The organism is Streptomyces sp. CA-243310 (genome assembly GCF_050936775.1).
GTDB lineage: Bacteria > Actinomycetota > Actinomycetes > Streptomycetales > Streptomycetaceae > Streptomyces.
Genome location: NZ_JBNJMF010000002.1, coordinates 756340 through 778869, shown reverse-complemented (window position 1 = coordinate 778869; position 22530 = coordinate 756340). Strand labels below are relative to the sequence as shown.

Sequence of the window (22530 nt, the reverse complement as noted above, 5' to 3'; positions counted from 1 at the left end):
TCGGTCGGTTCTCCTCGATCCGGTGAAGTGGTCGGACCGGCGGCTTTCACACGGCCGGTCCGCACGACGGAAGCTATCAAGATCGACATAATCAGGTAATAAGAAGGTATTGATCAGGCAAAGCGGAATCAGGCCATCCGGCAGGCCGGGGCACGTCGTAACCCGGGAGCCGCGCCCGCTGTTGCACAACCGGCGGGTCCACCCACGGTGAACGGAGTTCCAATGCCGCAGCTGACCGATGACGCCGAGCGCGCGGGTACCTGGATGACACCCGCGGAGTACGGGGCCTCGCGCGCCACGCTCTGGACCGCGGCCGTCGTGCTCGTCACCGACCCCGACGGCCGGATCCTCCTCCAGACCGTCGACTACCGCCCCGACCGGCTGCTGCCCGGCGGCGCGGTCGACGCCGGGGAATCGCCGGCCGCCGCGGCCGCCCGCGAGATGCGCGAGGAACTCGGGGTCGAGGGCCGCTATCCACAGGGGCTCGCCGTGGACTGGATCCCCGCCGACACCCCCGGCTTCCCCGCCGAGATGCGCTTCCCCGGCGAGATCCTCCACGTGTACGACGGCGGGACCTGGAGCACCGACCGCATCGGGTCCGTCCGCCTGCCGGCCCAGGAGATCACCGGCATCGAGTTCGCCGAACCGGCCGACCTGCCCGCCCTGATGGACGCGGGTGACGCCCGCCGCGCCCTGTCAGCCCTGCGGGCCCGCGTCAGTGGCGGCGGCCCCGCGCTGCTGGAGGCGGGCCGCCCCACCAACCCCACGGCGCTGGACCGGCTCGGCGTGCTGCGCAGCCGCCGGATCCCCCAGCACGGAACCTGGCACCGCGGTCCGGTCCCCGCCGGCCTGCCGGTGCGCGGCCGGGCCGGTTGGCTGTTCGCGCCCGACGGCCGGGTTTTGCTGCTGATCGCCCGCGCCACCGGCGCGGCCCACCTGCCGACCCCGGAGGCCGAACCCGCCGCGGCGCAGGTGCCGATCGGGTACCGGTACGACGGCCAGGGCGCCCACGCCCGCGGCGCGGCCCGCCTCACGGCCGTGCTCCCGAGCCGGGACCCGGCGTACGCCCGCCTCCTGGCCACGCCCGAACAGGTCCGCGAGCTCAGCGACTGGGGCCCCGCCGGCCACGAGGAACTCGCCGCCGTGCACGCCGCCCGCACCCACCTGTGCCTTCCCGTCCCACCGCGCACCCCGCCGACGGAACTCCCCCCGGAGGGCGCCCGTTGGTGACCGCCCGGCCGCGGGCCCGGGAAATCCGCCCCCAACGGTGCGCGGTCCCCCAGCATGGGGACATGAGCGACAGCGCGATCACCTACACCCTCTACATCCAGGCCGACCCCGACCGGGTCTGGCAGGCCCTCACCGAGCCCGCCCTGACCCGCCGCTACTGGGGCCTCAGTTTCGAGACCGACTGGGCGGTGGGCTCGACGATGGACTGGATCGAGCGAGGTGCCCGCACCAGCGATCCGGCCCAGGTCGTCCTCGACTGCGTGCCGAACCGCCGGCTCTCCTACACCTGGCACACCTTCACCCCGCAGTGGGCCGCCTCGGTGGGCGTCGGGGAGGAACTGCGGGCCGAGTTGGCCGGCGAGCCGCGCACGGAGGTCGCGTACGAGATCGAGCCGGTCGGGGACACCCTCGCGCGACTGACCATCCACCACGAGGGCTTCGTACCGGGCGGCACCCTCATCGGCATGTGCGGCCGGGCCTGGCCGATGCTCGCCTCCAGCCTCAAGACCCTGCTGGAGACGGGAGCGCCGCTGCCCGAGCCGGGACACGAGGGCGGACAGGGAGCCGGGGGGCACGAGGCCCACGAACGCTGACCGGGCGCCGGGTGCCGGGTGCCGGGTGCCGGGACCAGGACCGGGAACGGGAACGCGGACGGGTCGGGGCCGGGCGCCCCGACCCGCCCTGCTTGTGGTGCCCCTGACATGATCTCCGTCAAGTCGTTCCACCGACAACAGGTCTGACGGGCCGGAGAGCGAGTACGACCATGGGTCCGAGCCTGACGGAGATACTCGACGCGGCGGCCGTCGGGCACTTCCCACCGCCCGACGGCGCCACGACCGTCGTCCCGCAGGAGAGTGGACGCGACGCGGGCGTCATCGCCATACGGGTCCGGTCCGCCGGCGGGGTACTCGTCCTCGGTCGCGGGATCGCCGCCCGTCGGGAGGCGGCGATCGAGGTGGACCAGGACGTGCGCCACAAGGGCCTCGGCCGGTCCCCGGCGCTCGCCGCCCGCCACCTGGTCCCGGACGGGGCGCCCGTCAGGTCCCGACAGACCGCCGGGAACGCCCGCAGCATCCGCGCCTTCCAGGCCGCCGGATACCGCCCGATCGGCGCGGAAGCGCTGCTCCCGGCCCCTGAAGCCGCCCGTGCGGCCCGCTGACACCCCACCCCCGCTCCAGACAGCCGGCGCCACCCTGGGCGCCGGGAGCCCGCGGGTGTCGTGTGGAATGGACGTCATGGGGAGAGCCGAGAACCAGACGCACGGGGCGCCGGGAGCCGCCCCGGCACCTCGGGCCGAGGAGTCGACCGCGCCCGAGTACTGGTCCTACACCCGGCATCTGGTCTCCCTGGCCGCCGCGGCCGGGCACTCGGAGGCCGGGGCGGTGGCCGCCGTACTGCGCGACGCGGACCGCGTCATGGCGGAGAGCGCGGTGGTCACCCACCTCGACCGCAGGGCCGCGCACCTGCTGGACGACGACGGCTTCCCCGCCTGGGCGCGGGCCATGGAGGACGTGTTGAGCGGCCGGGACTTCCCGGCGCGCAGGCTCCACGAGTGGAACCTGCTGAGGTCTATCACCGTCGACGAGTTCTGGTCGGCGCAGGAGCTCACCGGTGCCTCCGACTGGTGCCAGCGGACCGCCGTCGCGCTGCTCACCTCACGAGCGGCCCTCGGCCTGCTCGCCTCCGCCGCCCGTACCCGCCGGGTGCGCAACGCCGCCGTCCAGCGCCTGCGCAAGCTGCCGGAGGCCTGACCCGCGTCACCCCGGCCGACGGCTCGGTCGCCGGGGTGACGTGTCGGTGTCGCGAACCGGGGCCGGTCGGGTCAGAGACCCTTGCGGACCCTGGCCGCGCGGCGGGCCTCGGCCTGCTGCCTGGCCTCGATGGTCTTGCGGGACTCCTTGCCCTTCCCGGGGCGTCCGGGGCGGGTGCCGATGCCCCGGAAGCCGAGGTCCGTCCCGCTGGGCCGCCCCTTCGCGTCGGTCGCCGCCGCGCCGGCGAGCGGCACCCCGGACGGTGCCTTCGCGCCGGTGATCCGGCTGAGCGCCGCCTCGCCGGAGCGGACCTGGGTGATGGTCGGGCGGATCTTCGCGTCGGCCATCAGACGCACGATGTCCCGCCGCTGGTTCGGCGTGACCAGGGTGACGACCTTGCCGGACTCGCCCGCGCGGGCCGTCCGGCCGCCGCGGTGCAGGTAGTCCTTGCTGTCGGCCGGCGGGTCCACGTTGACCACCAGGTCGAGGTCGTCGATGTGGATGCCGCGGGCGGCGACGTTGGTGGCGACCAGCACGCCGATCAGCCCGTCCTTGAACTGCCCGAGGGTGCGGGTGCGCTGCGGTTGGGACTTCCCGCTGTGCAGCCCCTCGGCCCGTACGCCCATGGCGCGCAGGTGCTTCACGAACTGGTCGACGCCGTGCTTGGTGTCGAGGAACATCAGCACCCGGCCGTCCCGCGCGGCGATCTCGGTCGCGGCCGCGACCTTGTCGGCCGCGTGGATGTGCAGCACGTGGTGGTCCATGGTGCCGACCGAGGCCGACTGCGGGTCCACCGAGTGCGAGACCGGGTCCTTCAGGTAGCGGCGCACCAACTGGTCCACGTTGCGGTCCAGGGTGGCCGAGAACAGCATCCGCTGACCGGCGTGGTGCACCTGGTCGAGCAGCTCGGTGACCTGCGGCATGAAGCCGAGGTCACACATCTGGTCGGCCTCGTCGAGGACGGTGATCCGCACCCGCTCCAGGTGCACGTCCTTGCGCCCGATCAGGTCGCTCAGGCGTCCGGGGGTCGCCACGACCACCTCCGCGCCGGTGCGCAGGGTGCCGGTCTGCCGGCCGATGGACAGGCCGCCCACGACGGTGGCCATCCGCAGCGCGAGGGCCTCGGCGTACGGGGCGAGGGCCTCGGTCACCTGCTGGGCCAGCTCGCGCGTCGGCACGAGGATCAGCGCGAGCGGTCGCTTCGGGTCGGCGCGCTGTCCGGCCGTGCGCGCCAGCAACGCCAGACCGAAGGCGAGGGTCTTGCCGGACCCGGTCCGGCCGCGCCCGAGGATGTCCCGTCCGGCGAGGGAGTTGGGGAGGGTGGCGGCCTGGATCGGGAACGGCTCGCGCACGTCCAGGTCGGCCATCGTCTTCACCAGCTCGGCAGGCAGGTCGAGCTCCGCGAACGACGTCACCGGCGGGAGGGCCGGGCTGACGGTCCTGGGCATCGAGAACTCACCCTGCGGACCGAGGGTCCGAGGGGTCTTGCCGGAGCCCTTGGCCCCGGACTTGCTGCCTGTCCTGGCGCCGGGCTTGATGCCGAAACGCCCATGAGCCGACGGGTTCTTCATGCAGAACCTTCCGTGAAGAGAACACAACGCGAGCGGGGAACGTGAGGGCGGACGACAACGAGCCGGGGCCCGTACCCCTCGGTACGGGCCCCGGCTCGTCGTGCACGTCCGCACCGGGCGAAGGGCCCGCGCTTCACGTTTCCCGCCCATTTTACCAGTCGGTCCTATGGGGTGAGCGGGCCCAGTTCCCCGGACCTGACCTGGGCCAGATGGGCGCGGGTCTCCACCGCCGCCCGCCCGAACCAGTCCGCGATCACCGCGATCTCGTCGGGGGTGTACTCGGCGAAGACCGATCCGAGGCGGTCGTAGAAGGGCTGGTACACGGCGAAGATCCGGGCGGCCGCCGAAGGATCGGCCACCACCCGGACGCGGCGCCGGTCGCCCGGGTCGGGTCGCCGGTGCGCGTAGCCGGCCCGTTCCAGGCGGTTGAGCACGCCGGTGACGGCGCCGGTGGTGAGGTTGGTCAGTTCGGCCAGTTCGCCGGCGGACAGGGGGGTCTCCCCGGCGCCCAGGACGTGGCCCAGGCAGGTCAGGTCGGTCACGTTGATCCCGAGGAGCTGCGCCACCTCCTGCTGACCGATCACGCCGAGGGCGACGTACTGGTCCATGCGCGAGATCGCCTCCCCGGCCGTGGCCGCGGGGCGGGGCTTGCCCTGCACGCAATTTCTCCTTAGCATCTAAGTAACTTAGCTCGTGAGATGCTTACTTTGTGAGGTAAGTCATCCTGTTCCGAGCCTACTGCCGCCCCTTCCACCGGGAGAATCATGAGCGCCCACGGCCACGTAGACATGGGCCACACCGTGGCCGGCTGGACCGGCACGACCCTCGCCCTGCTGGGCACCACCGGCGCGGGCGCCGCCCTCTGCGCCGCCTGGGCCCCCGGCATCTGGCTGGGGCTCGCCCTGGTCGCGGTGGCGGGACTCGTCACCTGGCTCCTGCACCTCGCGGGCTGGGGCAAGCCGAGCGGGCCGCGCCCCGAGTCCGAGTGGGACTGGCGCGTCCGCGACACCACCGCGCGCACCGGACACGCGAACTGCCTGGGCTGCCGGGCCGCCGGACCCCGGCGGGCCGCCGCGGGCGCCCTCGGGGCCCGACCGGTCGTGTCCTTGTCCGCCGGCGACGGCGGCTCCTGACCGCACGGTCCGGCGCCGCTCACTCCCGCCGCGGACGACTCGGGCAGAAGTTCGAGCCGACCCGGTTGGCCGCGCCTGGAGTGTGTCGACGGTGACGGGTGGGCACTATCGAGACGGCCGCACGTGCGGCCCGAGTGGAACGTCGTGAAGGATCAGTACTGATGGCAACTGGCATCGTGAAGTGGTTCAACTCCGAGAAGGGGTTCGGGTTCATCCAGCAGGACGACGGCGGCCCTGACGTGTTCGTGCACTTCTCCGCCATCCAGACGACCGGCTTCAAGGAGCTGGCCGAGGGTGCGAAGGTCGAGTACGACGTCACCCAGGGCCCCAAGGGTCCGCAGGCGGAGCAGGTGACCACCCTCTAGTACCGCCTACCGCCGGTACCGCTTCACGCGGCCGATCGCCCGTGGACGTGAGCCCCGCCGTTTCCTCCGGCGGGGCTCACGCGTACCCGGCGGCGGCCCCGTTCCTCCTATCCGGCCCGGTGCAGTGCCATGAGGAGCGGCCACAGCCGGTTCGCGAGTTCCACCGGGTCGGAGCCCGGGACGTCCCCGTGCAGCCAGTCCGCGAGGACGCCGGTGAAGGTTGCGGCCACCGCGGAGGCGACGAGGTCGGGGCGCGGGGCGCCCACGGCCTCGCGCTCGGCCCGGGCCCGGGCGCGCAGCTCCCGGTGCAGGCGGTCGCCCAGCGGTCCGCCGCCCCCCGGGAGGAGCAGGGCCCGGTAGAGCGGACCGCGGGCCGCCGCGTCCGAGAGGAACTCGGCCAGGGCCGCCGGGGGCCTGGCCGGCGGGAGCGTGCCCGGGACGCCCTGCCAGGCGTGGAGGGCGTCGACCGCCGCGTGCACCACATCGGCGCACGCGTCCACCGCCAGCGCCGTGAGGTCCTCGTAGTGCAGGTAGAACGTCGCGCGCCCGACACCCGCCCGGCGGACCACCATCGAGACGCCGACCTCGGCCAGCGGGCGGTCCGCGCACGCCGCGAACAGGCTCTCGCGCAGCCGGGCCTTGGTGCGCGCGGTCCGCGGGTCCTGCGCGCGCGCTTCCCTGCCCCCGGCCGGTCGGAGCCGGTGGCCGGCGCGGAGTCCCGTGTGCTCACGGGGCGTTCACCCGGCCGACAGCGCCGCGCCGAGGGCGAGGGCGCCGGGCAGGGCCTGGGCGATCAGGATCCGACGGTTGGCGGTCGCGGCTCCGTAGACGCCCGCGACGATCACGCAGACGAGGAAGAAGATCTGCGTGGCGAGCGAGTCGATGACCAGCGACCAGATCAGCCCTGCGGCCAGGAAGCCGTTGTAGAGCCCCTGGTTGGCGGCGAGCGGAGCGGTGAGGCGGGCGGTGTCCGCGTCGAACCCCGACAGGGCCCGGCCGGGCGGTCGCTGCCACAGGAACATCTCCAGGACCAGGAAATAGACGTGCAGTGCGGCGACCGCGCCGATGAGGACCTGAGCGACCGTGTGCACGGGCTGTCTCCCTTGGTTGATTTCCTGGACAACTGTACAGGAAGTGGTGGGTCGGGAGCCGGTGATCGCGCGGCTAGGCTGGCCGCATGACTGTGCTCGTGTACGAAGACTTCGGCACCGGACGCCACCGCGAGGCCTCCCTGATCCGCCACGCCCTGGGCAGCGCCCACGACGAGGAACTGGTCGCGGGCCTGGCCGGCGGGATCGGCTTCATGTACTTCGTCTTCGAGTACGCCGGACGGCCGCCGATCGCGACGATCGTCGCCCAGTCCCACCCCGAGCCCTGGGTGCAGGTCGCCCTCGGCCGCCTGGGCGTCCCGTACGACGCCACCCGCGCGATGAAGCCCCGCTGGGGCCGGGTCCGCGCCGCGCTCGACGAGGGGCAGCCCGCCTTCTGCGTCGTCGACCGCTCCTCGCTGCCCTGGCACGAGCCCGACCCCGAGGCCGAGATGACCGGCGCCGACCCGTACACCGTCGTCATCGCCGGGTACGACGGTGACGACCTGCTGATCGAGGACGGGGCCAAGACCCCGCACCGGATCGACCGCGAGGAGTTCGGGGCGGCCTGGACAGCCCACCGCAAGGGCCGCCACCAGCTGATCGTGCCCACCGGCCCGCCGGAGGGGGAGCCGGACGTCGACGGGGCCATCGCCGCCACCGTCACCCACCTCACGGGCCCGGTGCTGGGGAACCAGTTCGACGTCAACTTCGGCTTCACCGGCATGGAGAAGTTCGCCGCGCAGTTGCGCGACACGACCACGAAGACGGGCTGGGAACGTCGTTTCGGCGCGTCCCCCGAGGCGCTCGCGGCGGGCACCGGTCGGCTCCACGCCTGCCTGGAGGAGGAATGGACCGCGCCGGGCGCCACCCGGCCGCTCTACGCGGACTTCCTCGCCCTCGTCGGGCGGCCGGAGGCGGCGGAACTCTTCCGGGAGTCCGCCGGGCACTGGTCCGCCCTGGCCGACCTCGCGCGGACCTGCGATCCGCATGCCGACGCCGACGGGCGACGGGCCCTGTTCGACGCCTGCGCGGAGCACGTGGACGCCTGCCTGGAACTGGAGGGCCGGGCGGTCGAGGCGCTCCGCGCGTAGCGACCGTCAGCGCCCGACCCCCCGGCCGTTCGGGATCCTCAGGCGTCCTCCAGGGAGATGGCCGCCACCGGGCAGGCCCGCGCGGCCTCCCGGACGAGGGGGCTGCCGGCGCCGTCCTCCCGTCCGGCCAGCAGCTCGCTCAATCCGTCGTCGTCCTGCGTGAACACCGTCGGCGCGGTCAGCGCACACTGGCCCGCACCGATGCAGACATCGTGGTCGATGGAGATCCGCACGCCGCTCACCAGGCCACGGGCAGTTCGATCATGCCCTGGATGGTGTCCCCGGGTTTGAAGGGGATCCGGTCGGGATCGGCCGCCAGTCGCAGTCCGGGCAGCCGCCGGAACAGCGTGCCCAGGGCGATCTCCATCTCGGCGCGGGCCAGGTTCTGCCCGAGGCACTGGTGGATGCCGAAACCGAACGCCAGGTGGTGGCGGGCCGGCCGATGCCAGTCCAGGTCGTCCGGCTGATCGAACACCGACTCGTCGCGGTTGATGACCGAGGTGGAGAAGATCACCCCGTCGCCGGGGCCGATCGTGACCCCGCCGACCTCGATGTCCTCGGTGACCACCCGCAGCATGCCGTCGGCGATCGACAGGAAGCGCATCAGCTCCTCCACCGCCTCCGAGATCAGCGACGGATCCGCGCGCAGCTCCGCCAGTTGCCCGGGGTGCCGCAGCAGGGTGAACGTGCCGAGGGAGATCATGTTCGCGGTGGTCTCGTGACCCGCGACGAGCAGGATCACGGCCAGCGCCACCAACTCCTCGACGTCCGTCTCGCCGGTCTCCAGCCTCCGGGCGATGAGTTCGTCCAACAAGCCGTCTCCGGGGGCGGCGCGCTTACGGGCGATCAGGTCCGTGAGATAGCCGTCGAGTTGCCGGCGCGCCTCCTCGACGTCGGCGACGTCGGGGCCCCGCAGCAGCCGCCGGGACTGCCCCTCGAAGAACTCGTGGTCCTCGTAGGGGACTCCGAGCAGGGCGCAGATCACCATGGACGGCACCGGGAGCGCGAAGGCGCCGACCAGCTCCGCGTGTGGACCGGCCGCCGTCATCTCGTCGATCAGCCGGTCCACGGTCTGCTGGATCGCGGGCCGAAGGGCGGCGGTCCGTTTCAGGGTGAAGCTCGGGATCAGCATCCGGCGCTGAGTGTTGTGCTCCGGATCGTCCACCCCGAGCAGGGCGGTACGACGCCCCGTCAGGCCCTTGAACCGCTCGGTCGGGGCGGGGAAGTCCGAGTTCAGCCGGTCGGAGGAGAGCCGGGGATCGGCGAGCAGGGCGCGCGCCTCGGCGTGGCCGGTGACCACCCACACGGAGCGGCCGTCGAAGAGGGTGACCCGGGAGAGCGGCCGGGCCGCCCGCAGCGGCTCGTAGGCGGTCGGCGGGTGGTAGGGACAGGTTCGGTCCTGGGGGAAGGCAACGGTCTCTGACATGCAGCACCTCGCGAGCGATGGTTCCGTCTTGCCGGACTCCATTACATGCCTGAGGCACCTATCTCCCCCATACCACTTTCGGCCAGACCGCCCGAGGTCACCCGAACGGGCCCGCCGGCGCCCGTCGCCCCTCAGACGTGGGCGTCCAGGAAGGCCTTGAGTTCCTCGCGCGCCATCGGCCCGGAGTGGCTCGCCACCGCCAGACCCTCCCGGACGACCACGACGGTGGGCGCCCCGGTCACCTCGTGGCGCCTCGTGGCCTCGGGGCAGCGGGTCATGTCGGTCCGTACGACGGTCAGTCGCGTCCCGTACTCCTGCGCCACCTCGCCGACCAGTGCGTCCATGGCCCGGCAGGCCTCGACGGCCTTGGGCCAGGTGCCGACGAAGTAGCCGAGGACCGCTCCGGGGGCCATGTCCAGGATGAAGTCGAACTCCTGGTCCTCGCGTGGCTGATGTACCAGACGTGCCATGTGCTGCGCTCCTGCGTCGCGATGGGCGGGCGACCCGACGGGCCGGCGGAAACCCTACGGGACTCGGTGGTTCCGCCAAGGTCCGGGCCCTGTTCGCGAAGCTTCGGGCCGCCTTTCCGGTGAATGCTCCAGAGGGGAAAAGGAGCGCTGTGGCAACTGCGCCTGGGCCGAAATCGATCCCGCCTTCGCCAAGAGTCGGGTGCTGCTCGCGGTCTCGGAGGACGGAGTCCCCTTCGACGACGCGGCGGGACCCCGACTCGTCGCCCCGCAGGACACCAAGGGCGGTCGGTACGTGTCCGAGCTGAACCAGCTGTGGGTCGGTGTCGTCGACCCGGTGGTCGACGGTGTGAAGTCACCGACCGGCCCGCCGTGCCCCCGCTGCGACGGCGGACCCTGCTCGGCGCCGGGGGGCCGGCCGCGCTCGCCGTGGGGGCGCCGTGCTCACCACGGCCGCCCCCGGGGAGGGTGCGAGGGACGCCGGGGACCGTGAGCCCGGGGCTCGGATACCCTTCCACGGCCCCACCCGGGCCGGCATCCTGACCCGGCGCCGGCTCGTCGCCGTCCACGCGCTGCGCTCGACCTGCTGCCCGGCGTCGACCGCCCGCTCGCCGCCGGTCTGCTGCGGGCCTGGAGCGCCGCCGCCGAGTCGATGAGCCGCGCGGCAACGCCGGCGCGACGATGCTGCGGCGCGGCTGGTCGTACCACGACGGCATGCGCGCCGACCGCACGGTGGACGCCGGAATGCTGTTCGTGGCCTGGCAGACCGACCCGCGCACGGGCTTCGTCCCCGTCCAGCACCGGCTCGCCCGGGGGGACGCACTCTCCCGGTAGCTCGTCCACGAGGCCTCGGCGCTGTTCGTGGTGCCCGCCGGCGCGGCGCCGGGGGAGTACGTGGGACAGGCCCTCCTGGAAGGCTGACCCGGCCCGTTGTCAGTGGGGCCTGCCAACCTGGGCGGATGGACGACAGGATGCTGCGGCGCCGGGTCTACGGCGCCGATCACGACGACCCCGACCCGGGCCCGCGCCCGGGGCACGTCTACGGCGAGCTCGTGGGCGGCCCCCTCGACGGGCTGCTGCTCGACATCACCGGCTGGAACGGTCCCCGACTGGCCGAAGAGGCCCGCCTCCCCACCGAGATAGGCCGCTACGGGGCCGGCGGGCGCGCCCACTACCGCCGCCGGCCGGCCGACCCGGACCACTGGGACTGGTCGGGCGACAGCCCCTGACCGGGCGAGCCCCCGATCCGCCGACGTTGACCGGGGGCTCTGTGGACCACTTCCGGCGCCGGGCCCCGTTCGGATGCGGCGCGTTTCGGTGCGGCGGGGCTCGGGTGCCGGTCGCCTCGGGGTGTCGGGCCGTCAGGGCCGTCCGGTGTGGGGGCTGTCCGGGTGTCCGGGCTGTCCGGGTGTCAGCGGGCCGCGGCTCCGCGACCCACCTGGCGGGCCCACAGCACCAGCGGCACCTGAAGCGGCAGCCGCGCCAGGGCGACGGCCCGGATGGCGGGGGACTGGCTCCGGGCGTCGACGGCCATCTTGACGTTCGCGGGGAAGACGCCGACGAAGAACGCCGCCGTTGCCATCGCCGCCACGCGCCGGGTGCGCGGGTGCGCGACGCCGGCTGCCAGTGCCAGCTCGACGACGCCCGACGCGTACGTCCACTGGCGGGGGCTGCCGGGCAGGGAGCGCGGTACCGTCGCGTCGAACCGCTTCGGCGCGACCGTGTGCGCCACTGCCGCGCCCGCCAGCAGACCGGCGAGCAGCAGGGGCGAGGAGGGGGTGCGCGGCATTGGGGTTCCTCTCGGAGGGGACGGGGCCCGCGATCCTACTCGTGGGTAGCCGCTCTGCGTCCAGGCCCGCGGCCCGCGCGACTCGGACGGGAGCGGCCCCGCCTGCCGACCCCGACCCCACGCGGTGGTGAGAATGCGGGCCGGGGGCGATCCCCGAACTTCCCGAAGAAAGTTTCCCGGAACTGTCGATTCGGGTGTCTCCCGTTCGACGCAGGGGTGAGAGGCAGGGGAAGCCCCCGCCCTCCCGACCGAGGAGTCACCATGCCGCGCTTCCTTTCGCTGATCCGCATCGACGAGCAGAACCTGCCCACCGAAGGGTTCACCCCCGAGTTCGAGCAGCGGATGGGCGCCCTCCTGGAGGAGATCACCAAGGCCGGGGTCATGCTCGACACCGCGGGCCTGCTCCCCACCGCCGAGGGCACCCGGGTCACCTGGTCCGGCGGCAAGCTCAGCTACACCGACGGCCCCTTCACCGAGACCAAGGAGGTCATCGGCGGCTACGCCCTCATGCAGTGCAAGGACAAGGCCGAGGCCCTGGAATGGACCAAGCGGTTCCTGGAGCTCCACCCCGCCACCTGGACGGTGGGCTCCGAACTCCGCGAGATCGTCGAAGGCTGATCCGGCCGCGTTCGCGGCGTCCTGTTTGCCCTGCCTCGTCACGGCTGCTCTGATGGGTGGCCGTGACGGCAGTGAGTACGACCCGAGCGGTCGAAACGGTGTTCAGGATCGAGTCCGCGCGGATCATCGCCGGTGTGACGCGCATCGTGCGCGACATCGGCATCGCGGAGGAGATCGCCCAGGACGCCCTGGTCGCCGCGCTGGAGCAGTGGCCCGTGGAGGGCGTACCGGACCGGCCGGGGGCCTGGTTGACGGCCACCGCCAAGAACCGCGCGATCGATCTCGTCCGCCGCAAGGAGGCCTACGCCCGCAAACTCGCCGAGGTGGGTCGCACCCTGGAGGACGTACCGCCACCCGAGGAGCCTGCCGAACCGGAGGACATCGGCGACGACCTGTTGCGGCTGATCTTCACCGCCTGTCATCCGGTGCTGAGGACGGAGGGCCGCGTCGCGCTCACCCTGCGTCTCGTGGGCGGGCTGACCACGCAGGAGATCGCCCGCGCCTTCCTCACCTCCGAGTCGACCGTCGCCCAGCGCATCGTCCGGGCGAAGCGGTCGCTGGCCACGGCCGGCGTGCCGTTCGAGGTTCCGTACGGCGCCGACCGCGAGCAGCGGCTCGCCTCCGTGCTGGAGGTGATCTACCTCGTCTTCAACGAGGGCTACTCGGCGACCGCCGGGGACGACCTGGTCCGACCGGCACTGTGCGAGGACGCGCTCCGGCTGGCCCGGTTGCTGGCCGGACTGATGCCCGACGAGACCGAGACGCACGGGCTGGTGGCACTCCTGGAGTTCCAGGCCTCCCGGATCGCCACCCGCACCGGGCCCGACGGCGAGCCGGTGCTGCTCGCCGACCAGAACCGGACCCGGTGGAACCGCATGCTCATCGGGCGCGGTGTCGCGGCGCTGCGCCGCGCGGGCACCGGCCCGTACTCCGTGCAGGCCGCGATTGCCGGGTGTCACGCGGCGGCCGTCCGGTACGAGGACACCGACTGGGCGACGATCGTCGCGCTGTACGGGCGACTCCTCGTGCTGGTCCCGTCCCCCGTGGTGGAACTGAACCGGGCCGTCGCCGTCTCCATGGCCGAGGGCCCCGGGGCCGCCCTGCCGCTGGTCGAGGCCCTGGCGGGCGAACCGGCCCTCGCCTCCTACCACTTGCTGCCGAGCGTGCGGGGCGATCTGCTGGAGCGTCTCGGTCGCGGGGAGGAGGCCCGGGTCGAGTTCGAGCGGGCCGCCTCCCTGACCCGCAATGCCCGAGAGCGCTCCTTGCTGCTGCGTCGGGCGCGTGCCGCGGTCGAGCGCCGCTGACGTCCGCCGGGCCGGGGGTTCAGGCCTGGACGCGGGGCCGCACCGGCAGACGGGGCGGGGTGAGTGCGATCGGGCGACGGAACCCGCCGGTCAGGGCGATGTCCCGCACCGTCTGGCGCAGCGACGCCTGGAAGTCGCTCATGGTGCCGCGCGCAGCCGCGGTGTCCACGTAGATGGAGTTCATGTGCAGTCCGTCCGCGTCCCGTTGGAACCAGGAGCACGCGCCGTTCGCCCGCGCCGACCACACGTGGGAGGTGGGCCGCCACTCGTCGTGCCGCTCGGAGCCCCGACACTTGCGCATGTCGATGTACGAGAAGAAGTTCACCGGGTACGGCCACGAGCGCGCGGCGAACTCCTCGGGGGCCAACAACTCCCAGGCCCTGACGAACGGCACGTCGATGTGGCGGATCATCTCCCCGAAACCGGCCCGAACCTGCGTCATGACCTGGGTGAAGTCCCGCCCCGGAGAGGCATCGAACTCGATCGGCATGGTGTTCACGAACCAGCCCACCGAGTCGGTCCAGGCGTCCCGACCGCGCTCGCTGACCGGCATGAACCCGCGGTACACGCCGGGCCCGCCGGCCTCCCGCAGGCAGACGGCGACCGACGCGAGCACCCCCATGAACGGCTTGCCGCCCACCGCCAGACAGGACTTCTCGAACACCTCCGCCTCGGTGGCGTCCAGGAGCAGCGACGCCTCGTTCACGATCGGGTACATCCGGTCCGGCCGCACGCCCAGATCGAGCGGGAACCGCGGGAAGAACTCGCCGTTGCGCTCGATGAACGACTTCCAGTAGCCCAGGCGTTCGTCGTCCGCGCCGATGGAGAGGTACCGCCGCCGCTGCTCCTCGGCGAAGTCCAGATAGCTGGGCGCGGTGGCCGGCAGCCCGGAGCTCTCGCCCCGGCACAGCGCCTCGTACTCCGTCTCCACCTCGTGCACCACGATCGGCATCGACATGCCGTCGCACACGATGTGGTCGAAGGCCAGGTACACCGTGGCGGAGTCCTCGCGCAGCACGGCGCCCATGGTGAACAGCGGCCAGGACAGGGTGTCGATGCTGCGCTTGAACCGTTCGACGAGGAAACCGCGCAGCAGCTCGGACGTCTCGAAGACGCCCACCTGGGCCGTTTCCAGAGCGAGTTCGTCGGCAGCCAGCGGCGCACAGGCCAGCTCGCCGGCCAGCCGACGGAATTCGCAGCGCAGCACCTCGTGCCGGCCCACGAACGCCAACAGCGCCCGGCTGAGGGCCGTTTCGTCGAGCGGACCCTCGACCTCGAAGGTCACCGCGATCCAGGACGCGACCGGATCGTCGGCCGCACGGCTCTCCTCGGCGACGGTGAAGTGCTTGTCCTGGTTGAAGGACGCCCTCCTGCCCGACGGGTCGCCACGATCGGCGTCCCGCGCCGCCGCCGTGGACCGCAAACGCCACTCGACCACCCTTCCGGGCGCCAAGGTGTGCATCTCCAGAGGAAACTGCCGCATTCCGTCATCCCTTCGACCCCCGAGTCAACCCCGAGCGCCTAACGACACCCGGCCCACGGAAGTGACGCACGCACCCGCGACGGCGTTCGGAGACGGGCGCGTCAGTCCGTGTCCGGGGCGTCCTGCGCCTCGTCGCGACGGACCTCGATGTGATCGGCGGCGAGGTCGACCGCCACCCGGTGCTCCATGCCCAGCGCCTCCAGGAACTTGTACGGGAGTTGCACCCGCCCGGTACGGTCCAGCATCACGTACTCGCGTTCGCTCACGGACTCCGCGCCGTGCTCGTCGGTGACGGTGCGGCGCAGCACCTCGCTGCTGGTGCGACCGTCGCGGATGGCCACCGTGCGGCGGACCTCGCCCGCGACCATCGGGTCGTGCGTCACGATCACCACGGTCGCCCCGAGCTCCCGGTTCACGGTACGGAAGGCCTCGAAGATCGCGGCGCCGGTCTCGGAGTCCAGCTCGCCGGTCGGTTCGTCCGCCAGCAGGACCGCCGGGTCGTTGGCCATGGCCACGGCGATGGCCACGCGCTGCTGCTGCCCGCCGGACAGTGTGTTCGGGCGCCGCCCGGCCAGGTCGCCGATCTCCAGGGCGGCCAACAGCTCGGCGACGCGCGTGGTCTGCCGCTTGCGGGCCGCGCGCCCGTTCCCGTCCTTCAGCTGCATCGGCAGCGCCACGTTCTGGGCGGCCGTGAGGAACGGCAGCAGGTTGCGGGCGGTCTGCTGCCAGACGAACCCCACGGCCTCGCGCCGGTAGCGCAGCCGCTCCCGGGCCGACATCTCCAGCAGGTCGTGGCCGCCGACGGTGGCCCTGCCCGCCGTCGGCACGTCCAGGCCCGCCAGGATGTTCAACAGCGTCGACTTCCCGCTGCCGGACGCACCGACCAGCGCGATCAGGTCCCCCCGCGTCACGGTCAGCTCCAACCCCTGCAGGGCCTGCACCTCGACCCCGTCGGAACTGAAGATGCGCACCAGCCGGTCACAGACGATGGCGTGGGCCGGATCGTGACCGCGGGGTTCGGCGGCGGCCAGTGCCTTGCGGCGCAGCTCCTCGAAGGTGGGGGCTTCGGTGTTCAACGTCGGTCTCCCGCTCTCAACTCGGTGGTGATCTGGCGCCGGCCGGACACCGCCGCCTCGGCGAGCACGGTCAGGGCCACCAGTGCGGCCAGGCCCAGTGACTGCGCCAGCACGGGCCGGACCAGGACGCCCAGCCCGGTCGGGACCGAGGAGCCGACCAGCGTCGTCAGGTCCACCGCCGGACCCAGCAGGGCGACCGCGGCGACCGCGATCAGACCGCCGCCGAGCGCGGCGGTGACCGCTTGCGGCAACGATTCGACGAGGATCAGCGCCACGCCCTGCCGGGGCCGCAGCCCCATGGTGCGCAGTCGGGCCAGCAGTGCGGCGCGTTCGGGCGTGGCCCGGGCCAGGGTGAGCAGGACGGCCAGCGCCGCGAAGCCCGCCGCGCCGGCCAAGGACGCCCAGAACACACGGCTCGCGGAGTGCTGGAGGGGGTCGTCGGCGAGCTTGGCGACGGTGGCCGCGCTCGTGCGGACGAGGTAGCGGTCGGCCGCGGGACCGGCGTGGGTGCGGACCACCTCGCGCAGGGCCCCGTCGTCGATGCTTCCCACCGCGAGCCAGTGGGTGGGCGGGGCACCCTTGGGGATCCTGGCGGTGGCCGTGCCCGCAGGCAGCACGATGACGCCCTTGCCGGAGCCCTGGAGGAGGGGTGTGCCGTCGATCCGGGCGACGGGCTTCGCGAGCAGTTCCTCGTCGTTGGCGAAGCGCACGCGATGGGTTCCGTCGGTGATCTTCCCGACCAGGTCCTCGCTGAACAGCGCGGGGATGGCGGCGGGGGATCCGCCGGCGAGCAGGGCGGGATCGAACCGTCCGCGTCCGACGGTCCGCGAGATCTCCGCGTAGGCCACCGGGTCGGCGACGATCACCGTGACCTTGACGGAGCCCCGGTCGGTGTCGAAGACGTACGCGTCGGCGTCCGCCCACAGGGTGAGCGAGGCGCGTACGCCGGGCAGTTCGCCGGCCGCCTTCGCGAGGGCCTTCGGGACGGGTACTCCCGCGGGTGGGGCGACCTGGGCGTCGCCGCCCACGTCGAGTCGGGCCACCCGCTCCCGGGCGGACTCCACGCCCGCCAGCACGGTGGCCCCGAAGCCGCCGGTGGTGACGGCGAGCAGCAGCGCGATCAGCGGCAGCACCGGGGGGCGCGCGCGGTCCCCGGAGCCGCGGGCCGCGCGGGCCGCCCCGAGGAAGCCCACCACACCGCGACGGCGACCCACCGCCCGCGCCAGCGCCGTGACGAGCGGCGGCTGGATCCGGGCCAGGAGCAGCCCTCCGGCGAGCGCCAGCAGCAGCGGCGCGGCGACGAGCAGCGGGTCGACTCCCTGTCCCGCCGGGGCGACGCCGCGTTCGCGGACCTCGAACACCGCCGCGCCGGTCGCGGCGAGCACCAGCAGCTCCGCGACCAGTCGGCGGCGGGGGGCGGGCGGTCGCGGCGGCGACAGCAGCACGAACGCCCGTACGGGAAAGGCCGTCAGCAGTACGAGCGTGACGGCCGCCGCGGCGAGGAGGGCGGGCAGCAGACGGGGAGTGGGCAGCAGCAGCACGGCGGCGGCCGTCGCGAGCGCCGCCGCCGGGAGCACCGGGACGGCGCCTTCCGCCAGCACGCGGCGGACGATGGAGGAGCGCGAGCCGCCCCGCGCGAGCAGCAACCGCAATTCGGCGAGCCGCCGGTCCCCGCTCAGTCCGGCGGCGAGGAAGAACACGACGAGGGCGACGCCGGCGACCCCGGCGGGCCCGATCGCGGCGAGCGGCGCGGCGGCCTGTCGGCGGGCCTCGGCCCGGGCGAGCAACTCGGGCAGTCGCGAGGTGATCCGCAGGTCGGGCCGGCGGGATTCGAGGGTCAGTTCGGTGGCGGTGGGACCGGCCACGTAGGAGGCGACGGCCTCCTTGAGGGCGGGCAGCCGGTCGGCGCGCAGGACGTCGGTGTCCACCGGCAACCGCCAGAAGTGCTCGGCGCGTTCGCCCCAGGACGCCAACCGGTCGGCGCCGTCGGCCCCGACCACACCGGACGTCTGCCAGTACTGCTTGCGGGTGCCGTTGAAGCAGGCGCGGGTCGCGCACAGCAGGTCGGTCCAGAACGGGTCGGCCTGGTCGTTCACCCCGTACACGCCGACGATCTCGGCGCTGAGCGGCCCCGAAATGCTCGGAGTCGGCTCCAGGACCGTGCCGACCTTCACCCCGAGGGTGTCGGCGACCCCCTGGGACACGGCGATCGGGATCGGCCCGTCCGGCGTGCCGCCGTCGGGCCAGCGACCGTCGACGAGTCGGGTGTGCGCGGAGAGGTCCCGCAGGTACAGCAGGTCCATCTTCGGAGCCACTTCGTAGGGGCTCGGCAGTCCCGGGTTCGTCAGGGTGCGCGGTTTGACCGCGCGGGTACCCGACACGGGGCCGTCGGGCCCCACCGCGAAATCCTTCCCGGTGCGGGACAGGAGGAGGGACCGTACGGAGTCGAGCCCCTCGGGTGTGCGGGCACCGGGCTCGGCCCGGGCGGTGGCGAGCAGGCTCGTGAAGCCGGGCCCCTGATCCCGCAGGAAGGACCGCAGGGCCTGGTCGGAGCCGCGGTCCAGGGCGCGCGGCAGACCGGCGGCGAGCAACACCGCGACGAACGCCAGGACTGCGCCCAGCAGGGTGGTCAGCGGCGCGGCCCGCAACCGGGTCCGCACCCATGGCGCGGGGCGGGTGTGCGGGGGCGGCGGCGCGGGGGCCGGGCTGCTCACATGTCCTCCACGTGCCGCAGCCGGGCGGCTGCGCTCAGGGCGTTGCGGTTGCGCCGGCCGCCGAGCACGGTCGACAGCAACGGCACGGCGGCGATGCCCGCGACCAGAAGCAGCGTCGTGGTGACGGGCAGATCCACCAGAACCTCCGGGACCGGCCGGCGTGCCCCCGGCGTCAGCACCACCAACGGCACCGTCAGGTGCACGATGGCGGCCCCCAGCACGAGACCCACCCCCGCTCCGAGGCCGACCAGGACACCGCTCTCGGCGGCGGCCGTCCGGGCCGGCGCCCGACGCGGCGCACCCAGCGCCAGCAGCACGGCGAACTCCCCCGACCGCTCCTGCGCGTTCGCCGCGGCGGAGGCCGCGAAGCCGATCGCCGCCAGGACCGCGCAGGCCAACGCGAGCGCGGCGAGCGCGGCCTGCGGTCCGGCGCTCAGCGGGTCGTCGAGCAGTCCGGCGACGACCTCCCCGCGCAGCCGCACCTCCTGGACCCCCGCGCCCGCCCGCAGCGCCGCGGCGGCCCGGGCGGGCGCGGGATCGTCGGCGGAGGCGGCCGGCAGCCACCACTCGGCGGTCGGGGGGACCTGCTTGCCGCCCTGCGCGGCGAACAGCCGGCCGAGGGCCGTCAGGTCCACGGCGACGGCCGTGTCGCCGACCACGGGCAGGGTGTCCGCCGCGGCGGTGATCCGGACCGGCAGCGAGTCGCCGCCCAGGGGGACGGTGACCAGGTCGCCGACGTCGGCGCCGATGGCGCGGAGGTACGCGTGCGTGGCGAGGCCGGGGACCTCGGCGGCGGGCGGGCCGCCCGCGGTCGCGGAGATCTGGACCGGGGCGGTCGTATCGCGCGGGTCCCGGTAGCGGACGCGAACCAACGCCCCAGCGCCGTCGCGGAGTTCACCGGTCGGGGTCGCGTTCTTCGTGGGCGGGGCCGTCAGGTGCCAGGCCGGAGCGACCGCCTCCACCCGGACGGCCGGGCCGCCCCGGGTGGCCGCGACGGCGACGCCGCGCACCGTCACCTCCCCGCCGACCTGCCGGGGCGGCCCGTACGACCGGGTGCCGGGGGAGAACGTGACGACGAAGCCGACGATGCTCAGCGGGCCGGCGGCCGATCCGACCGGGGCGTCGGCCAGGGCGTCGACGTCGACCGAGACGACCGTGGGTCCGTTCGAGGGGAGTTGACGCATGGGCGCCCGGTAGGTCAGCCCGAACCGGTCGCGCAGCAGCACGCCGATCCCGGGGCTGCCGGCATCGTCCGCGGAGTCCAGGGACACGTCGACGTCGATCCGTCGCGGCTGCCCGGGCAGGGCGATCCCGTTCGCGGCGGGGGCGGTCGGGGAGAGCGGTCCGAACAGTTCGCGCATGCCGCGCCCGTCCCGCAGGTCCTCCCGGAGCGGGACCCGTTCGGCGGCGGCGGGAGCGTCCAGGGCGATCAGGGTGCCGGCCCGCCCGTCGGGCAGGGAGTGCTCGCCGCGGATCACCGGGATCATCCTGTCGCCGCCGGGCAGCGTGGAGTACCGGCCGGCCCGCCCCATCGCGGACAGGTCGCTGCCGGAGATCCGCAGCCCTCCCGCGGTGACGAAATCGGCCTGGTCGTGCTGGGAGTCGGTCCACGCGGTGTGCTGCCCCAGCGCGAGGACCCCGCTGGAGACGGCGAGGACCAGCAACAGCACGGGTCCCGTGGCCCGCTTGGGGCGGCGGGCCAACTGCCAGCCGACGAGCGCGGGGCCGAGACCGCGGCCCTGCGCGGCGACCCGGCCGCCCAGCCGGGCGGCGAACGGCAGCAACCGCAGCACGAGCACGGTGCCCGCGCACAGCGCGAGCGTCGGCGCGGCGACCAACACGGGGTCGACGCCCAAGTCGCCGCCTCCCGCCGCGAGGCTCTCGTCGCCGCCGTACCGCGCGAGTTGGACGTAGGCGAGGACGGCGAGGACCACCAGCGCGAGGTCACCGCCGGCGCGGGCGACGCCTGTCACGACGGTCTGGCGGGAACCACTGCGGCGCAGTACGGACGCGGCCGCCCCGCGGAGTACGACGGGCAGGGTGGTCAGCAGCGCGCAGGACAGCGCGCAACCGAGCGCCACCGGCCACGGCAACCAGGTGCCGACGGAGTCGAGGGACAACCGGGACAGCGGCCCGAACCGGCCGGCCAGGCGCAGGAGCGGCGGGGTGAGGAGCGGCGCGAGGACGGCGGCGGGCAGGGCGAGCAGCAGTGACTCGGCGCCGGTGAGCAGCCCGAGCCGGCGGCGTGACGCCCCCCGGGCGGTCAGCAGGATCCGCTCGGCTTCCTTGCGGTCCGTCATCAGGTGGGCCACCAGCAGCAGGGCCGCGCCGGCGAGCACCGTGAGCTGGAGGGCGCCGACCAGCAGGGTGGAGCGGGCGACTCGCTGCGCCGACGTCAACTCAGCCAGCAGGGCGGGCAGTTCGGTCTTGGCCTTGAGACCGGTGGCGGTGAGTGCGGCGCCGAGCGGGGAGCGGGTGTCGATGCGGGTCGCGGCGGCTCGGACCCTCTCGATGTCCGAGGCGCCGGCGGCGGCGAAGTCCGCCGTCAGCAGGGCGGCGCGACTGTCCTGCGGGATCCCGCCGGCGGTGAAGGCGGAGTCGTCGGTGACCAGGGGGCCGAAGGTGGTGAACGCGCCGACCTGGACTTCCCGGCCGCCGAGCGGGTCGAGGCGCCAGTACGGGGCGTCCGGTTCGGCCGCCCGGTAGACGCCGGTCACACGGACGGTGAGCGGGGCACCGCCGTAGCGGTCGTCGAGTCCGACCTCGGCGGGCAGCGCGTCCCCGGTCAACCCGAGCCGGTTCAGCGCCGCCTGGGGCACGGCGACCTCGACCCGGGAGGACGCGTTCGCGAGCGGCCGGGGCCAGGTGCCGGACAGGAGTCGTACGCGATCCCGGTCGAGGGTCGCGAGCAGGGTCAGGTCCGCTTCCTTCCCGGGGGTCCTGGGGCCGGGAAGCCCGTACGCGCGGCTGCGCGCCACGCTCCGGACGTCGACCGGCAGCCCGCCGAACAGTCCGGTGGCGAAGGCGCGTACGGCGTCGTCGTCCTTGGCGCGGCTGCTCGTCGGATGCTCGCCGGTGACCGTCACCGTGGTGCGGGCCCGCCCCGGACCGTGGATCGCCTGTCGCAGCCCGGCCTCGTCCACCCCTCGGGAGAAGGCGAGCAGCGCGCTGAGCGCGGTCGTGGCGATGAGTACCGTCAGCAGTACGGCGGCGGCGAGCGGTATTCGCCCGCGCAGCCGGCGCACGACGAAGCCGATCATGTGCCTGTTCCTCCCCCGTCCGGACTTCTGGTCCCGGATAGCGGACGATGTTGTCAGATTCGATCCCGTATCGGAAGGTACTTGCGTGAGGGATGTGACGGATGAGCACATTCGGAAGGTAGTGGAAGCGCGGCTGCCGGAAGCAGCCGCGAGAGGCTGAA

General features: G+C 73.7%; 22 protein-coding genes and 1 pseudogene. 11 read left to right on the top strand and 12 right to left on the bottom strand.

Features of this window, described 5'->3' with window-relative positions; genetic code table 11:
• Window positions 1–222 precede the first annotated feature (222 nt).
• From ACQEVM_RS21040 to ACQEVM_RS21025, 4 genes are all read left to right on the top strand, one after another.
• Window positions 223–1230 carry an NUDIX domain-containing protein gene (locus ACQEVM_RS21040; RefSeq protein WP_433081282.1) on the top strand — a complete coding sequence of 336 codons (1008 nt, stop codon included), beginning with the start codon at window positions 223–225 and terminating at the stop codon, window positions 1228–1230.
• Between the two features lie 62 nt (window positions 1231–1292).
• Window positions 1293–1823 carry an SRPBCC domain-containing protein gene (locus ACQEVM_RS21035; RefSeq protein ID WP_433081280.1) on the top strand — a complete coding sequence of 177 codons (531 nt, stop codon included), beginning with the start codon at window positions 1293–1295 and terminating at the stop codon, window positions 1821–1823.
• A 170-nt stretch (window positions 1824–1993) separates the two neighbouring features.
• Window positions 1994–2389, top strand: coding sequence for a hypothetical protein (locus tag ACQEVM_RS21030; RefSeq protein WP_433081278.1), 396 nt, complete (start codon window positions 1994–1996; stop codon window positions 2387–2389).
• Between the two features lie 76 nt (window positions 2390–2465).
• The gene (locus ACQEVM_RS21025) at window positions 2466–2981 is read left to right on the top strand and encodes a hypothetical protein (protein ID WP_053682138.1); all 516 of its coding nucleotides are present in this window, start codon (window positions 2466–2468) and stop codon (window positions 2979–2981) included.
• Window positions 2982–3052: 71 nt separating this feature from the next.
• Here the strand turns inward: ACQEVM_RS21025 and ACQEVM_RS21020 are convergent, their stop codons facing one another.
• Together ACQEVM_RS21020 and ACQEVM_RS21015 are read right to left on the bottom strand one after the other, a co-directional pair.
• Window positions 3053–4552, bottom strand: coding sequence for a DEAD/DEAH box helicase (locus tag ACQEVM_RS21020; RefSeq protein WP_433081276.1), 1500 nt, complete (start codon window positions 4550–4552; stop codon window positions 3053–3055).
• A gap of 164 nt (window positions 4553–4716) precedes the next feature.
• A complete protein-coding gene (locus ACQEVM_RS21015; RefSeq protein ID WP_433081274.1) occupies window positions 4717–5211 on the bottom strand; it encodes a MarR family transcriptional regulator in 495 nt (164 codons plus the stop codon).
• A 105-nt stretch (window positions 5212–5316) separates the two neighbouring features.
• On the opposite strand from ACQEVM_RS21015, the gene ACQEVM_RS21010 reads away from it, so the two are divergent.
• Window positions 5317–5685 carry an HGxxPAAW family protein gene (locus ACQEVM_RS21010; protein WP_433081272.1) on the top strand — a complete coding sequence of 123 codons (369 nt, stop codon included), beginning with the start codon at window positions 5317–5319 and terminating at the stop codon, window positions 5683–5685.
• Between the two features lie 161 nt (window positions 5686–5846).
• Window positions 5847–6050: a cold-shock protein gene (locus ACQEVM_RS21005; protein WP_053682110.1), complete on the top strand. Its 204-nt coding sequence runs from the start codon at window positions 5847–5849 to the stop codon at window positions 6048–6050.
• Window positions 6051–6157: 107 nt separating this feature from the next.
• Here the strand turns inward: ACQEVM_RS21005 and ACQEVM_RS21000 are convergent, their stop codons facing one another.
• Both ACQEVM_RS21000 and ACQEVM_RS20995 read right to left on the bottom strand, forming a co-directional pair.
• On the bottom strand, window positions 6158–6622 hold the full coding sequence (locus ACQEVM_RS21000; protein WP_433081269.1) for a TetR/AcrR family transcriptional regulator: 465 nt from the start codon (window positions 6620–6622) through the stop codon (window positions 6158–6160).
• 165 nt (window positions 6623–6787) lie between these two features.
• A complete protein-coding gene (locus ACQEVM_RS20995) occupies window positions 6788–7141 on the bottom strand; it encodes a DUF1304 domain-containing protein (protein ID WP_433081267.1) in 354 nt (117 codons plus the stop codon).
• A gap of 86 nt (window positions 7142–7227) precedes the next feature.
• Between ACQEVM_RS20995 and ACQEVM_RS20990 the strand changes: the two genes are divergently transcribed.
• Entirely contained in the window at window positions 7228–8232 is a 1005-nt protein-coding gene (locus ACQEVM_RS20990; protein ID WP_433081265.1) for a BtrH N-terminal domain-containing protein, read from the top strand.
• A 38-nt stretch (window positions 8233–8270) separates the two neighbouring features.
• Here the strand turns inward: ACQEVM_RS20990 and ACQEVM_RS20985 are convergent, their stop codons facing one another.
• From ACQEVM_RS20985 to ACQEVM_RS20975, 3 genes are all read right to left on the bottom strand, one after another.
• Window positions 8271–8465, bottom strand: a complete 195-nt coding sequence (locus ACQEVM_RS20985; protein WP_053682140.1) for a ferredoxin — start codon at window positions 8463–8465, stop codon at window positions 8271–8273.
• 5 nt (window positions 8466–8470) lie between these two features.
• A complete protein-coding gene (locus ACQEVM_RS20980) occupies window positions 8471–9658 on the bottom strand; it encodes a cytochrome P450 (protein WP_433081263.1) in 1188 nt (395 codons plus the stop codon).
• A 131-nt stretch (window positions 9659–9789) separates the two neighbouring features.
• Complete coding sequence (locus ACQEVM_RS20975; protein WP_433081261.1) at window positions 9790–10128, bottom strand: thioredoxin family protein; 339 nt, start codon at window positions 10126–10128, stop codon at window positions 9790–9792.
• A 654-nt stretch (window positions 10129–10782) separates the two neighbouring features.
• Here ACQEVM_RS20975 and ACQEVM_RS20970 point away from each other — a divergent pair.
• Window positions 10783–11046 (top strand): annotated as a pseudogene (locus ACQEVM_RS20970) (iron uptake transporter deferrochelatase/peroxidase subunit); the annotation flags it as partial.
• 38 nt (window positions 11047–11084) lie between these two features.
• Entirely contained in the window at window positions 11085–11354 is a 270-nt protein-coding gene (locus ACQEVM_RS20965; RefSeq protein WP_433081259.1) for a hypothetical protein, read from the top strand.
• Between the two features lie 182 nt (window positions 11355–11536).
• Here ACQEVM_RS20965 and ACQEVM_RS20960 read toward each other — a convergent pair whose 3' ends face one another.
• Window positions 11537–11914, bottom strand: a complete 378-nt coding sequence (locus ACQEVM_RS20960) for a DoxX family protein (RefSeq protein WP_433081257.1) — start codon at window positions 11912–11914, stop codon at window positions 11537–11539.
• 261 nt (window positions 11915–12175) lie between these two features.
• Here ACQEVM_RS20960 and ACQEVM_RS20955 point away from each other — a divergent pair, with 261 nt between their 5' ends.
• Complete coding sequence (locus ACQEVM_RS20955; RefSeq protein ID WP_433081255.1) at window positions 12176–12532, top strand: YciI family protein; 357 nt, start codon at window positions 12176–12178, stop codon at window positions 12530–12532.
• Window positions 12533–12603: 71 nt separating this feature from the next.
• Entirely contained in the window at window positions 12604–13836 is a 1233-nt protein-coding gene (locus tag ACQEVM_RS20950) for an RNA polymerase sigma factor (protein ID WP_433081253.1), read from the top strand.
• Between the two features lie 19 nt (window positions 13837–13855).
• Here the strand turns inward: ACQEVM_RS20950 and ACQEVM_RS20945 are convergent, their stop codons facing one another.
• The 4 genes from ACQEVM_RS20945 to ACQEVM_RS20930 form a co-directional block, all read right to left on the bottom strand.
• The gene (locus ACQEVM_RS20945; protein WP_433081251.1) at window positions 13856–15319 is read right to left on the bottom strand and encodes a condensation domain-containing protein; all 1464 of its coding nucleotides are present in this window, start codon (window positions 15317–15319) and stop codon (window positions 13856–13858) included.
• A gap of 101 nt (window positions 15320–15420) precedes the next feature.
• Window positions 15421–16395 (bottom strand): ABC transporter ATP-binding protein, encoded by a 975-nt coding sequence (locus ACQEVM_RS20940; protein ID WP_433081249.1) that lies wholly within the window; start codon window positions 16393–16395, stop codon window positions 15421–15423.
• A complete protein-coding gene (locus tag ACQEVM_RS20935) occupies window positions 16392–19109 on the bottom strand; it encodes a hypothetical protein (RefSeq protein WP_433081247.1) in 2718 nt (905 codons plus the stop codon). Before ACQEVM_RS20935 ends, ACQEVM_RS20940 begins: the two co-directional genes overlap by 4 nt.
• Window positions 19106–22369 (bottom strand): FtsX-like permease family protein, encoded by a 3264-nt coding sequence (locus ACQEVM_RS20930; RefSeq protein WP_433081245.1) that lies wholly within the window; start codon window positions 22367–22369, stop codon window positions 19106–19108. Before ACQEVM_RS20930 ends, ACQEVM_RS20935 begins: the two co-directional genes overlap by 4 nt.
• Between the last annotated feature and the right edge of the window lie 161 nt (window positions 22370–22530).